We start from the raw sequence: 13,322 nt of genomic DNA, 5'->3' as shown, positions 1-13,322 counted from the left end.
CGGCCGCGGGCGGGGGCGTGGTGACACTTCGCCTCATTTTCGATCGATTTGCGCACTTTTATGGCGATGTTGGCTCTACCCGAGACAGCTCGCCTTCGGATTCCGGTCTTGGCGGCTCGTAGGCGTAGGCGAGGGCGGCGTCCAGAAGATGGCGCAGTTGGGCGGGGGTCGGGGCGACGGCGGTGGCGATGAGGGCCTGGGGATCGGCCAGGGGAGTCAGTACCGCGTGTCCCTCGGCTGGGTCGTTGCCGATGACGTGTGGTTCCCAGGGAGTGCGCAGGGTGGGGTCGACCAGGAGGAGTTGTCCGGTGGCGCGGTGGGGTCCGAGGACGGCGGGGCCGTCCCATGCCGGTGCCGGGTCGCCGAAGGCGGTGTACTGGTCGAAAAGTGGCCGTCCCCCGCGGCGGACGGTCAGGCGGGTGGTGAGGTGGCCCGGCGCCTCGCCGGAGCGGCCCAGGAGCTGTTCTTCTCGCATGAGCAGGTGGGCGGTGGCAGCGAGGTCGACGGTGAACGTCTGGTGCAGGGTGCTGCCCCGGGTGCTGATCAAGGGCTCGGGGAGCCAGTGCAGGGTCGCGTGGTCGCCCACCCTGACCCGCACGTCGTAGGTGGCCGGTGCGGTGGTGGGGCCGCGCAGGGCGATGGTGGCAGCTGCGCTGGTCACCTCCAGCCGGGCGCCTGTTTCGGCGGTGATGTCCAGGGCGAGCCGGTCTCCGCCGAGCGGCGCGCTCATCGCACCGAGCACGCAGACACGTGCCTGTTCTCCACGGGCCCGTAGCCGGCGCAGGTGAAAGGGGCCGTCGCTGTGCAGGAGCGGGACCATGGTGGTGCGGCCGTTGTGGGTGGCCTGGATCCGGGCGGCGGCGACGACGCCGGACGGGTGCACCGGGGCGGATTCGGCAGAGCGCCGGCCGGGTGGCCCGCTGTCGGCTTTGAGAGTTCCGCCGGCCGGCGTCGGGATCACGGCCGGCGTCTGCGCGGTGGTGTGGCTCACCGGGTGGATCCGTTGGCGTGCCAGGCGGTGAGACAGCCGGTGACCCAGTCGGCGACCGGCTGGACGCCGTCAGGTGCGGTGAGGCTGGTGAAGGCGTAGGGGAGGCCCTTGCGTTGCTTGCGAGTGTCGGCCCTCATGGTGTCCAGGTCGACGCCGACGTAGGGGGCCAGGTCGGTCTTGTTGACGACGAGGAGGTCGGCGGTGGTGATGCCGGGGCCGCCCTTGCGGGGGATGTCGTCACCGCTGGCCACGTCGATGACGAAGACCTGGGTGTCGACCAGTCCACGGGAGAAAGTCGCGGTCAGGTTGTCCCCGCCGGACTCGATGAGGATCAGGTCGAGCGGGTGCAGGGTCTGTTCGAGGTGCTCGACGGCTTCGAGGTTGGCGGAGATGTCGTCGCGGATGGCGGTGTGCGGGCAGGCTCCGGTCTCCACGGCGGTGATGCGCTCCGGTGGCAGGACGGCCTCGCGGCGCAAGAACGCGGCGTCTTCCTGGGTGTAGATGTCGTTGGTGACCACGGCAATGGAGAGCCGGTCGCGCAGGGCGCGGCACAGGGCGGCCACGGTCGCGGTCTTGCCCGAGCCGACAGGACCGCCAAGACCGATGCGCAGCGCGCGTCGGCTGCCGTCGGCGAGCAGCGGTTCGGCGCTGTGGGTGTGACGGTGCGGCATGGTCACGGGGTGGTCGAGATGCACAGGTGCTCCAGGAAACGGTCAGGGCTGGTCAGGAAGCGAAGAGCCGGACGGTCCAGGCGGCGTGCTGCTCACCGGTGATGTCCAGCAGGGGGGCTGACGCGGCGGGCAGGGCGGCGACCCCCTGCGCCGCAGCCTGCACCGCCGCGTCGGCCGCGGCGTCGGCGACGGTGTCGAGTTCGCCGGCGAGCCGCGCCAGGACGCCGGTCGCGTCGAACGGGTCCAGGCTCAGCAGCCGCACGGCCGCGGTCGCCGGACCGCCGACGCTTTCGTAGACGGCGGCCTGGGCGGCGTCGAGCGGGGTGAGACCGGCGGCGCGGGCGGTGACGCCGAGCACGACCGGCTGGTGGGCGCCCTGGGGCCGGTGTCGGGCGAGGTGGTCGAGGTCGGCGCTGGGCCAGGTGGCCCGGGCCGCGCGCATCAGCTGCCGGCCCAGACGGCGTGCGATACGGCGCAGCGCCGGGACGGGGGTGCGGATGTCGGCGGCTTCGTCCAGGGCGAGGGCGTCGTAGCCGTCGGCGGCGGCCGCGGCGAGAGCGGCCGCGACCAGTCCGGCGGTGTGCAGCCGCCCCCGGCAGAACGACTCCAGGCTCGCGGTGTCGTGAACCCGGCCGGACGCGACGGCGGCCTCCATCCCGCCGGAGTGGGCGTGCCCGCCGGCGGGAAAACGGCCGTCGGCCAGGACGAGCAGAGCAGTTCGGCTCATGGGGTGACGGGACCACCTTTCGCACGAAGAAGCCGAGCCGACCGCGCGCGGGCGCGCCACGACCCGGCCGCGAGGGTCAGAACAGGAAGTACCGCTGCGCCAAGGGCAGCTCGGTGGCGTAGTTTCGTCCCACTTCCTGCCCGTCGACCGTGGTGCGGACGTCGGAGGTGGTGGCCCCGCCGATGGTGACGTCGAAAGTGTCGGGATCGATGTCGATCTTCGGGACACCGTTGTTGTGGACCATGTCGGCCTTGGTGATCTCCCGGGTGGAGCGGATCGCGCGCAGGGGCTTGAGCAGCCCGATCTCGACGAGTTCACCGTCCAGGGCGGCCTCGGCCACGAAGTTGAGGGAATTCGCCGCCGGGGCGCGGCCCTCAAAGCCCCACACGGGCCGTGGGAGGTAGGGCTGCGGGGTGGGGATGGAGGCGTTGGCGTCGCCGATCTGGGCGTAGGAGATCTGACCACCCTTGATGACCATGTGCGGCTTGACGCCGAAGAACTTCGGCTCCCACAGCACCAGGTCGGCGAGTTTGCCTGTCTCGACGGAGCCGACCTCGTGGTCGATGCCGTGGGTGATGGCCGGGTTGATCGTGTACTTGGCGACGTAACGGCGGGCACGGAAGTTGTCCGCGTGCGCGTCGTCCTCGCGCAGGTGGCCGTAGCGGGACTTCATGACGTGCGCCGTCTGCCAGGTCCGCATGATCATCTCACCGATGCGGCCCATGGCCTGGGCGTCCGAGGACATCATCGAGATGGCGCCCATGTCGTGCAGCAGGTCCTCGGCAGCCATGGTGGAGGGCCGGATCCGGGAGTCGGCGAACGCCATGTCCGCCTCGACCTCCGGATTGAGGTGATGGCACACGATCATCATGTCGACGTGCTCCTTGACGGTGTTGACCGTGAAGGGCCGAGTCGGGTTCGTCGACGCGGGCAGCACATTGGGCTTGCCGGCAAGGCTGATCATGTCGGGGGCGTGGCCGCCGCCGGCGCCCTCGATGTGGAAGATGTGCAGGCTACGGTACTTCGCCTTCTTGGCCCGGCGGTCCTTCTTGGTCGCGGCGTAGGTGCTCTGCACGAAACCGGCCTCGTTCAGCGAGTCGGCGTGCAGCGCGACCTGGACACCAGTCTCCTCACACACGCTCAGCGCGGCGTCGATCACCGCCGGAGTGGCACCCCAGTCCTCGTGGATCTTGAAGCCGAGGGCGCCGGCCGCGACCTGGTCGTGCAGCGCCTTCCTCGAGACGGTGCTGCCCTTGGCGAGCAGACCGATGTTCACCGGAAAGGCGTCCAGCGCCTCGAAGGTCCGCTGGATGTGCCACTTGCCGGGCGTCACAGTGGTGGCCGTGCTGCCCTCGGCCGGGCCGGTACCACCGCCGATCAGCGTCGTCACCCCCGACGCGACCGCCTCGTGAATCTGCTCCGGACACAGAAAATGCACGTGGGTGTCGACGCCGCCCGCGGTCAGAATGCGGCCCTTGCCGGAGATCACTTCCGTCTCCGGGCCCACGACGAAGGCCGACGCCCGCGGGTCGTCGTTGTCGGGCGGCGTCATGGTTTCCGGGTTGTACGCCTTGCCGATGGCACGGATGCGGCCGTCGCGCAGTCCGACGTCGGCCTTGACCACTCCCCAGTGGTCCAAAATCAGCGCACCGGTGATCACGGTGTCCACCGGCTCGCGGGGGTCGTCGCGGGGGATGTGCGACTGGCCCATCGACTCACGGATCACCTTGCCGCCGCCGAAGACCATCTCGTCGCCGCTGCGCCCCGGGCCACCGCACCAGTCGGCGTCGATGCGCAGCACGAGATTGGTGTCGGCGAGCCGGACCCGGTCGCCCGCGGTCGGGCCGTACAGGTCGGCGTAGCGGGAACGCAGCAATGGGTCCCAGGGCTTGTCCTTCTCAGTCCTGTCCGGCATCGAGGTGCTTCTCCTCTTCGCTCTTGTCGGCCTGGAGCCCGTGGACGATCCGCTCACCGGCGATCGGCACCAGCATCACGGTGCGCTTGTCACCGGGCTCGAACCGCTCGGAGGTACCGGACGGGATGTTCAGCCGCATTCCGTGGGCCGCCTCGCGCCGGAACTTGAGCCCCTCGTTGGCCTCGGCGAAGTGGAAGTGGGACCCCACCTGGACCGGACGGTCCTTGGGATTGCGCACCACCAGCGGCACCGCCGTCGCACCCTCGTTGAAAACCACCCGGTGCTCGTCCTCGTCCGGCAGCAACTCGTGCTTGCCCGGATGCACGTCCACCTCGGCAGACGCCTCATCGAACGGATCGCTGATGGTCACCAGCTTCGTCCCGTCCGGGAACGTCGCCTCGACCTGGACGTTGTCGACCATCTCCGGCACGCCGTCCATGACCTCGCTGCGCTGCAGCACATGGCGCCCGGACTCCATCACCGAATCGACCGTCGCCCCGGCCCGCGCCTCCTCGTAGACGTGCGCCGTCAACAGCGCCATGACCTCGGGATAGTTCAACAGCAGACCGCGCTCACGCCGCCGCTGGGCGACGTCAGCCGCCACGTGGACCAACAGACGCTCCTGCTCATGTGGAGTCAGATGCACGCCGATCCCCCTCTCCTGTTCGTCGCTACACCCACGCGGCAAGCACCACGAAGCGCAAGGAAGATGCCGCCCGCGGTACCTGCCGCAGACCGATCCTGGGAGAGAGGAGAACCCATGGGCCCGGAAACGCACAGGTCAGCCCTGATGGAGTGAACCGGGGGCACAGGGTGCATACGGGGCGCAACGTCCTGCCCCGTGTACGACCGTCCCATCCGAGGACGCCCGACGTGGATGCGCGCACCGCAACTCGATGGCGGACAAGCTTCTGCCCCCGCTCCGGGGACAGCGGCGCGGCCCTCCTGGGTTGGCTCGCGGTCCGCGGCTCCGCCGACTGCCCCTGAGGGCCTGCCGTGGCCCAGGCCGGTACATGGTGAGGCGGCCCCATCCGGGGGCCGGGCGGCCGGGGACGGTGAGGCCGAAGGCCGCCCGGCAACAGACGAGGTCCTCAAGATCGGCTCCCCGGCCGCCGGACAGCGACGGGCCCGCCCACGGCCGGGCTGAGCACCGAGACCGGGCGCGGACCCCGCCGCCGTGGTCATACAGCGAACAACTCGGCCAGGCGAGAACAAGCCGCCACTCATCTGCAGATGTCGGCGACAGGCAGTTCAGGCTGACCACCCTCCCGCGGCCGCGGCCCGCCCCCATTCCCGGATCGCCGGCCGCAGTCACAGGCCCACCGCCCGCACCGCGCCACGGCCGGTACTGCCCCAGACCCCGCTGACGACGGCAGCTTCGCCTGTATGGAAACGACCAGCCGGTCAGCGAAGGGAGCATTTTTCCGCCACAGGCCCGGGAGTGATGTTTGCGAAGGCGGCCCTCGCCCGTCAGCGTGCTGTCTGGAGCAACTCCCTTTCATCACTGGCGGCAAGCCGTAGCGTCTGGTTCGGTCTATCACTGGGGAGGCGAATCGATGATGGAGACCGGCACGGATCCCACCCCTCTGCAGGGGGCCCGGTACCGCAGGTACGTCGACCACATCCAGGGCTGCACCATGTGCGGGCGCACTCGCTGCCCGGTAGGCCAGGCGTTGTGCGCCGCCTACCTCGCCCACGCCCGTTCACCCGTCCGCACAGCCCTGCCGGCTCGCGGGAGCGGCTAGACCTGCCGAGGTGTGCCCACGCCCCAGCGCGGCGGAGCCGGCGGGCTCCCTCCCTGCGGAACCGGGCACGGCAGCCGCTCGCCCACGGGCCGGGTACGACAGGCAGAGTCCACCGCCTGGCGCCTCCTTTCCCGCGGGCGGGTGGAGGGTGTCAGGGCATGAGTGAGAAGACGAGCGCGGCCGTGACGGTGAGTGTGGCCACGGTCAACATCACGTCCCGGATGCGGCTCAGGTGCTGCCGGCACGCGAATCTGCGGCGGTGGGCGTGTACGACGGTGAGGGGTGTGACTGGTGCAGCGCGGTGCACCACGGGCACGACAGCGCGTCGTTCAGCCAGTAGGCCCCGGTCAGTTGGGCGAAGACCGGCTCGCTTTTCTTGCTGCTGCGGATCATGTCTGGACAACGCCGTGCGATGAGGCCTGGTACCGCGGCAGGCTGGACTGTGGTCCTTTCGCTGCCCCCACGGGGCCGGGATTGACGCGGCATCGGCATGCTCGGGCGGCCACACACCATCGTCACCCGGGCAGACGGAACATGCAGAGGGCTGGGAGCGGCTGTGCAGCGCCGTGGGGGAACGAATCACTGCTACAGCCGCCCCATGGCAGGGATGCCCACCGCCGTGGAGGCCAATCCCGGAATCACACGCGTGGCGGAAAAGGGTGCGCCTCACAACGACGGGTCCGAAGAAGCAGGTCGGACTGCGCCCTCGCCTGCTCCGGCGTGGGGCCCAGACCGTACTCGGGATGCGCGGCCGCGAAGTCCGGGAACCGGCCCCTCCATTCCACGGGCCCTGCTGCCCCTGTCGGTCCGGCGCGCGCCGTGTTCGTTCACGCGGCCTGGTCCCAGTCGTCGTGTGTGTCGTGCTGGCCAGGCGTTCCCTGGGACGCCACGCCGATTTCCACCGGCGCGAGCCCGCACTGCCCGAGACCGGGACCACTGGCAACTCCCAGAGCGCACAGGGCGATCGAGAAGCTTGACAACTCGAACACCGACTCCGGCCTGGCGGATGCCTTCCCGGAGGACGTCAGGGAAGCGCGCCAGCGGTACTACATGTCGACATCGCCGTGATCTGGGGGAGTGAGACGGGCCCGGACCGCGGGCGAGGGGATCGGGGCACCGTTGGGGCCCCTCCCGTGCGACAGCACGGCCGCACGCGCCGCCGGGGCGGCCGCGCCACCCCCGATCGGGTCTCCGCCATCGTCAGCCCCCGCAGGGATGCGGACAAGTAAAGCCCACTGGACGCCGTCGCCCCGCCAGGCGAGCCCGGGGCGCCTGGCCCGCACCGTGGGTGCCGTCTGAACCGTGCAGCCCCAAGACGTCCGGGTGACAACCCTGTTCCGTGGCATAGCGGGCATGCACGGTGCAGATGAAAGCCACCGGCCGGGGCACGGGGCGGTCCGTGGGCGTGACGAGGGGTGGACAGGGCCTGAGACAGTGGGGGGATGGATATCGAACGCAGGAACAACGTCACGGTCACCGGTAACCCTCGAGGGCGGGCGGTGGTGCTGGCGCATGGGTTCGGCTGTGATCAGAACATGTGGCGGCTGACCGTGCCCGCCCTGGCCGACGATTACCGGGTGGTGCTGTTCGACTACGTCGGTGCGGGTCGCTCGGACCTGTCCGCGTTCTCAGAGGACCGCTACGCCTCGCTGGACGGTTACGCCCAGGATGTGGTCGAGGTCTGTGAGGCGCTCGATCTGCGTGATGCGGTCTTTGTGGGGCATTCGGTCAGCGCGATGATCGGTGTGCTGGCCACTGGGATGGCGCCGGAGCGTCTCGGGGCGCTGGTGATGGTCGCTCCGTCCCCGCGCTACGTCGACGACGACGGCTACCGGGGCGGCTTCAGCGCCGAGGACATCGACGAACTGCTGGCGTCTTTGGAGTCGAACTATCTGGGCTGGTCGGCGGCGATGGCACCGGTGATCATGGGGAACGCGGACCGGCCCGAGCTCGGTGAGGAGCTGAAGAACAGCTTCTGCGCCACGGACCCGGACATGGCCCGTGTCTTCGCCCGGACTACGTTCCTGTCGGACTCACGGGACGACCTGCAGGCGGTGACGGTGCCGACGCTGATCCTGGAGTGCACCCAGGACGTCATCGCTCCCCGGGAGGTCGGCGCCTTCGTCCACCAGACGATCCCCGGCTCGAAACTGGTCACACTCGACGCGACCGGGCACTGCCCGCACCTGTCCGCACCCGAAGCCACCAATGAAGCGATCACCGACTTTCTGGCGCGCCTGCGGTGATGCGCCGCACTGGGCAGGAGCCCGGCCCGCATGACGCAGACAACAACAGAACACCGGACGCGGCATTCGCCGCGCTGCTGGAGGACAGCGTCGAGGAACTCTACGAAAGCGCGCCCTGCGGGTATCTGTCCACGTTGATGGACGGCACCATCGCCAAGATCAACACCACTCTCCTGGACTGGCTCGGCTTAAAGGGTGAGGCGGTGGTGGGCCGGATGAGGTTCACGGACCTGCTGACCGTGGGCGGCAAGCTCTACCACGAGACGCACTTCGCACCGCTGCTGCGGATGCAGGGCGAGATCAATGGCATCGCCCTGGAGATCAAGCAGGCAGGCGGCGACCGCATACCGGTCCTGGTCTCCTCCGTCGTCAAACACGGCAGCAGCGGAGAACCCCAGCTGATCCGCACCACCGTGTTCGACGCCCGCGACCGCCGTGCCTACGAGCAGGAACTCCTGCGAGCCCGCAAAGAGGCGGAAGAGGCGCGTAAGGAGGCGGAGGCTGGCCGCGCCCGGCTGCAGGACGCCCTGGCTGTACTGCAGCAGTCGCTGCTGCCTGCCACCCTGCCCCCGGTGCCGGGAGTGGCGGCGGCCGCCCACTACCGCACCGCCTCCCCGGACCGGCTCGGCGGTGACTTCTACGACCTCTTCCCCCTCGACACCGATCGCTTCGCCTTCTTCCTCGGCGACGTGTGCGGCAAGGGCCCCCAGGCCGCCGCGGTCACCTCACTGACCCGCTACACCCTGCGCGCCGCCGCCCTGCACGACCCGGAGCCCGTCTCCGCCCTGAGAACCCTCAACCAGGTCCTCCACGAGCGCTACACCGGCGGTGATCCGCGCTACTGCACTGCCATCTTCGGCACCCTCGAACCGGACTCCGCCACCGGGCGGGTCACGGTCCATCTCGCCTCGGGCGGCCATCCCTCGGCCCTCGTCCTACGCGGCAACGGGAAGGCCGAATTCCTCCCTACTCCCGGTGGCCTCCTCGTCGGTGTCCTGCCTGCCGCCTCTTTCACCGCCGCCACCACCGTCCTCGATCCCGGGGACACTCTGGTGCTGTACACCGACGGCCTCACCGAGGCCCGTACTGGCGCGGACCGCACCGCCCTCTACGGAGAAGAGGCCCTGCTCGCATTCGCCGCCGACCACGCCGGCAGACCCGCCCATGACGTGATCCAGGCCTTCACCGGTCTGCTGGACGACTTCGGTGACGGCCTCGACGACGACACCGCCCTCCTCGCCCTCGGCGTCCCCGCCCCCGCCCCTCAAACCGAAACCACCAAATGAGCCCGCTGAAGACCACCACCCACCACGCCACATCAGGACCTGTTGCGGACTCAGCGGCGACCTCGACCACGCCACCGCCGGCGAACTCCGCGAACTGACCACCACCCTCACCCTCCAGCCCGGCCAGCGCCTCGTCTTCGACCTGACCGGTCTTTAGGTCTGCAGCTTCAGCGGCATCACCCCCTGATCGCCGCCCGCAACCACGCCCACACCGCCCACGCCGATCGGTATCGCACTCGCCGCCGTCCCCGACTACACCCTGCACATGCTGCACATGGACGGCCTCGACCCGATCTTCCCCCTCCACCCCAACAGCGACGCCGCCGCGCACCACTGACCCGCGCAAAGCGGCGCCTACCCCGATGGGCGGGCATCGGACGTGTCCGCGGTATGCGCTCACGTCTCCTGGGTACGCGACCGAAGCACAACCCCCCCACTGAACGGCGAGCACACTGAGAGAACCCCACATGGTCGTCACGCTGAGCAAACAAACGGCAGATGGCACGGACAAGGAAACCCCGCTGTACTACGGCGCGACCTGGGACGATGGCGCGGCGCAGGCTGCGGACGCCCGCCGGTCCGTACGCGCCCTCCTCGCCCACGCCCCGCGAACCGGGCACGCCATGGTGCCGCCAGCTCTGGCCATGGACGCCGAGCTGGCCGCCAGCGAACTGATCACCAACGCCATCCGGCACGCTCCAGGCGCCTGCGGGATGACCCTGCGCATGTCCAGGCAAGAGCTGACGATCACCGTGTGGGACAGCTCCACCGAGCAGCCCACGCCGAAGAAGGCCGACCCACACCGCATCGGCGGCCACGGACTGCACCTGGTCCAGACCGTCAGCGAGAAAGTCGTCGTCGCCCTGCGCGCCACGGGAAAACTGATCACCGCTCACCTGCCCGTGACACCGCCAAGCATCGGCAGCCCTCTGCTCCCCTCCGCCATCCCGCACTGAACCAGCCACTTCGCCCTGGCAGCACCCCCGCCCGGTTGAGCGGCGCGGCCATCCTGCGCGGTCTGGTGAGTAGACCCACGCGAGTGGCACTCAGTGTTCGATGAGAACGCGCAATCTTCGCTGCGACAGGAACCCGCCCAAAGGGTGGAAGGACGAGCTGACCGAGCGCTGGAAGACCCCGCGCCAGGACGGCATACCACCGCCGCCCCCGCCCACCCCGGCCCCGGCCGGCTTCGCACAGGAGGCGCTCGACTTCGGCTGACGAGACGACAACGGGGCCGGACAGGATCACCCGCCCGACCCCGCTACTTGCCCACACATCGCCGTTCAGTTCCCTGAACCTCGAATGGGCAGGTGGGCCGTGGACGGAAGTCAAGAGATGAAGGAAGAGCCACCATCCAGCCCGTTTGGCCCCTGGTTCAGAAACCGTCCGGACGTCTCAGAAGTCACCTGACTCGTCAGTGACCGAGATTCCCTGCCAGAAATTGATCCTCACGCCGCCGTCGTTGATCGACTTGTCCCCGGCGCGGGTCAAGGGGCGCTGCCTGTGCCGTGCCAGCAGTGCTCACGGCAGCCAGGAGGATCACAGACGGTACGGCGACCCAAGCGGCTGCTGTGATCTGCGGGATGGCCCTTCCGCTCGTACTCCTCGGGGATTTGCACGCCGAACTCATTCTCCAGAGCGGCCATGAGATCGACGACGGTCAATTCATCGGCTCCGAGATCATCGTGGAAGTCGGAGAAGGTTCACCTTCACCCTGCTGCACTCAAGCTGCTCGCCGATGATCTGCAACCCGCGATCTTCGATGTGCCCCCGCAGGGAGGAGACGCCGATCCGAGCCTGCCGGCCGGCGCCCGCCCCTCAGATGTGTCAGCCCGCCCAGACCTCGGCCTCTTCGGCCGGGACGGTGGTGGCCAGGCCCAGCTCCTTGCGGGCGGCGACCGACTTGTTCGGGTCGATGCCGGTGAACGCCGGGTCGTAGGCGGCGTAGAACGTGTCGGCGTCGGCGGCGTCCGCGGCCTTCTGCCAGTCGCCGGCCGCCTTCGCCAGCGTCGAACGGAGCGTGCCGACCTCGGCGCCGTCGATGCCGTTCAGGCCCTCGACGTGGGCCTGGAGAGCGGCCGCGACAGCCTTGGCCTGCGCCTTGTACCCGGGCAGGTCGGCCTCGACGGTGTCCTTCTCGGACTGGTTCGCCCACAGGGCCTCGTAGACCGCGTTCGACCCCTTGAGGTACGTGAGCTGCTCGGGCTTGAGGGAGTTCGCGGTGTCCAGCGTGCCGTTCAGCGCGCCCTTCGCGGCGGTGTAGGTGCAGCTCACCGAGCGGTCGCCCGTCGCCCAGCTCTCCGCGGTCGGGGTGTAGTAGAAGAGCTCGGCGCCCTTGGGGAGCGCCCAGGTGTCCGGGGCGTACTTCTGCGCCTCGAGCGGGCAGCGGGTGTCCGCGACCGCCGAGACACCGTCGTCGCCGGGGTACTTATTGCCCTCGTCGATTTTGAATTCGCCCACGACCTGGCCTTCGTGCGCCTCGTCGCAGGGCACGATCTCGACGGTGTACGCCGTCCCCTCGGCCTTGCCGGACGGGTTGTAGCAGTCACCGGTGTCCAGCGAGAACACCGAGCGCTGGCGGGCCACCTTCTTCGCGCCGTCCTTGGCGCTGTCGACGGCGTCGGTGACGTCCGAGCACCCCACCGCGCCGATCGCGAGCAGGGCGGCAACGGCGGATATGCCGCGAAGGGAACGATAGGGGGCACGGACAGTCATGACGTGTACATCCTCTTACTGGATCTTTACATGGGGTATGCGGATCGTATGCCATCTCTGCGCCCGGCCGTGGCCCAGTGCCTCGAGGGCAGGCCCTCACCTCATCGCGGCGTCAGACTCGGGACGAGCCGCGAGGGTTGTACGGCACGGAGTCGGCGGCACAGGCCCGGCCAGCCGATCGCCCCGCTGGCGTCGAGTGCTGCGTGCTGGCCGTCGACGGTGTAGCCGGCGCGGGTGGTCAGGGCGAGAAGGACGAGCGGGCCCGCCAGGCCGTGGGCGAGCCCGAGCTGGGCGTGCCTGGATGCCGCGGGGCACGTCAGGATCGACGTGGGTGCCGCGCTGGGTCTCCTCACCGAGCGGAACGGCGCGACGCTCGCCCGGCGCAGGGCGGCGCTGAGCACGGCGGACTGCCCACTCGTCGAGGGGCTCGTCTTCCATGGGCTGCTCCCTCTGTGTCGCCACTTGCCCAGTGCGCCGTCGACGCCGCCTTCGGGGGAGTCCTGAACAACGTGGTGGGGCGGGCCGTGCAGAGGTGGAGTCGGGGAACTCCGCGAACCCGCCCCGTTCACCGGCCGCCTGTTCTTCGTCTGACCGGCCGGTGAGTCTGCCGGCCCGCTCCGAGACGTTCCGGGTCTGTGGGGGAGGCGTCCCGTGCTGGGATGCTTTCCCGACCGACGGCCTCGGCAGGAGGCCGTCGGGGCAAACGGGCTGAGCCCTGGGCGGCGCATTGGGTCAGTTCCTGCAGCAGCTCATTGTGCGCCCAGGCCGTAAAGGGTGCCGTGAACGCCGTACAGGGGCACACTCCTCGCCAGGAGCACCATCTGAGCACGCTGGCACCCGCCGCCTTGTACAGGCTGAACAGATCGGGCGCCCTTTCTTGCACCTTGGTAAAGCTGATGGTCCCAGCGCGTTCACTGCTCTTCATCGAGATCACTTCGCCCGGTTGCACCTGCTCCGCTTCTGAGCAGGTGCAACGGCCGCCTCCTGACTGCACATAGCCGGCTCCCTTGTTCAGCCTGCTGATGG

12 protein-coding genes and 1 pseudogene are annotated in these 13,322 nt (G+C 69.5%); 4 read left to right on the top strand and 9 right to left on the bottom strand.

Annotation, left to right across the window (positions count from 1 at the left end; all coding sequences use genetic code 11):
• Positions 1–58 precede the first annotated feature (58 nt).
• The 6 genes from SAM23877_RS00245 to SAM23877_RS39540 all read right to left on the bottom strand — a co-directional run bounded on the left by SAM23877_RS00245 (position 59) and on the right by SAM23877_RS39540 (position 6,442).
• Complete coding sequence (locus SAM23877_RS00245; RefSeq protein WP_244902873.1) at positions 59–991, bottom strand: urease accessory protein UreD; 933 nt, start codon at positions 989–991, stop codon at positions 59–61.
• Positions 988–1,686, bottom strand: a complete 699-nt coding sequence (gene ureG / locus SAM23877_RS00240) for an urease accessory protein UreG (RefSeq protein ID WP_053125672.1) — start codon at positions 1,684–1,686, stop codon at positions 988–990. The genes SAM23877_RS00245 and ureG overlap by 4 nt, the downstream gene beginning before the upstream one ends.
• A gap of 28 nt (positions 1,687–1,714) precedes the next feature.
• Positions 1,715–2,389: an urease accessory protein UreF gene (locus SAM23877_RS00235; protein ID WP_053125670.1), complete on the bottom strand. Its 675-nt coding sequence runs from the start codon at positions 2,387–2,389 to the stop codon at positions 1,715–1,717.
• Between the two features lie 76 nt (positions 2,390–2,465).
• A complete protein-coding gene (locus SAM23877_RS00230; RefSeq protein ID WP_053125668.1) occupies positions 2,466–4,304 on the bottom strand; it encodes an urease subunit alpha in 1,839 nt (612 codons plus the stop codon).
• Positions 4,288–4,950 carry an urease subunit gamma gene (locus SAM23877_RS00225; protein ID WP_063796763.1) on the bottom strand — a complete coding sequence of 221 codons (663 nt, stop codon included), beginning with the start codon at positions 4,948–4,950 and terminating at the stop codon, positions 4,288–4,290. Before SAM23877_RS00225 ends, SAM23877_RS00230 begins: the two co-directional genes overlap by 17 nt.
• Positions 4,951–6,277: 1,327 nt before the next feature.
• Complete coding sequence (locus tag SAM23877_RS39540) at positions 6,278–6,442, bottom strand: hypothetical protein (RefSeq protein WP_159041949.1); 165 nt, start codon at positions 6,440–6,442, stop codon at positions 6,278–6,280.
• Positions 6,443–7,491: 1,049 nt separating this feature from the next.
• Between SAM23877_RS39540 and SAM23877_RS00215 the strand changes: the two genes are divergently transcribed.
• The 4 genes from SAM23877_RS00215 to SAM23877_RS39535 all read left to right on the top strand — a co-directional run bounded on the left by SAM23877_RS00215 (position 7,492) and on the right by SAM23877_RS39535 (position 10,799).
• Positions 7,492–8,295, top strand: a complete 804-nt coding sequence (locus SAM23877_RS00215; protein ID WP_053125662.1) for an alpha/beta fold hydrolase — start codon at positions 7,492–7,494, stop codon at positions 8,293–8,295.
• Positions 8,295–9,581: a PP2C family protein-serine/threonine phosphatase gene (locus tag SAM23877_RS00210; protein ID WP_053125660.1), complete on the top strand. Its 1,287-nt coding sequence runs from the start codon at positions 8,295–8,297 to the stop codon at positions 9,579–9,581. Before SAM23877_RS00215 ends, SAM23877_RS00210 begins: the two co-directional genes overlap by 1 nt.
• Before the next feature lie 467 nt (positions 9,582–10,048).
• The gene (locus SAM23877_RS00205; protein WP_053125658.1) at positions 10,049–10,537 is read left to right on the top strand and encodes an ATP-binding protein; all 489 of its coding nucleotides are present in this window, start codon (positions 10,049–10,051) and stop codon (positions 10,535–10,537) included.
• A 100-nt stretch (positions 10,538–10,637) separates the two neighbouring features.
• Positions 10,638–10,799, top strand: a complete 162-nt coding sequence (locus SAM23877_RS39535) for a hypothetical protein (protein WP_159041948.1) — start codon at positions 10,638–10,640, stop codon at positions 10,797–10,799.
• A gap of 269 nt (positions 10,800–11,068) precedes the next feature.
• Here SAM23877_RS39535 and SAM23877_RS36880 read toward each other — a convergent pair.
• The 3 genes and pseudogenes from SAM23877_RS36880 to SAM23877_RS00195 form a co-directional block, all read right to left on the bottom strand.
• Positions 11,069–11,263, bottom strand: a pseudogene (locus tag SAM23877_RS36880) (phosphopantetheine-binding protein); the annotation flags it as partial.
• Between the two features lie 145 nt (positions 11,264–11,408).
• Positions 11,409–12,296 (bottom strand): septum formation family protein, encoded by an 888-nt coding sequence (locus tag SAM23877_RS00200; RefSeq protein WP_053125657.1) that lies wholly within the window; start codon positions 12,294–12,296, stop codon positions 11,409–11,411.
• Between the two features lie 96 nt (positions 12,297–12,392).
• Positions 12,393–12,734: a DUF6087 family protein gene (locus SAM23877_RS00195; RefSeq protein WP_244902872.1), complete on the bottom strand. Its 342-nt coding sequence runs from the start codon at positions 12,732–12,734 to the stop codon at positions 12,393–12,395.
• Positions 12,735–13,322 lie beyond the last annotated feature (588 nt).

It is taken from the genome of Streptomyces ambofaciens ATCC 23877 (assembly GCF_001267885.1).
Lineage (GTDB): Bacteria > Actinomycetota > Actinomycetes > Streptomycetales > Streptomycetaceae > Streptomyces > Streptomyces ambofaciens.
The sequence above is the reverse complement of the archived record's forward strand: the minus strand, read 5'-3'. Positions and strand labels throughout refer to the sequence as shown.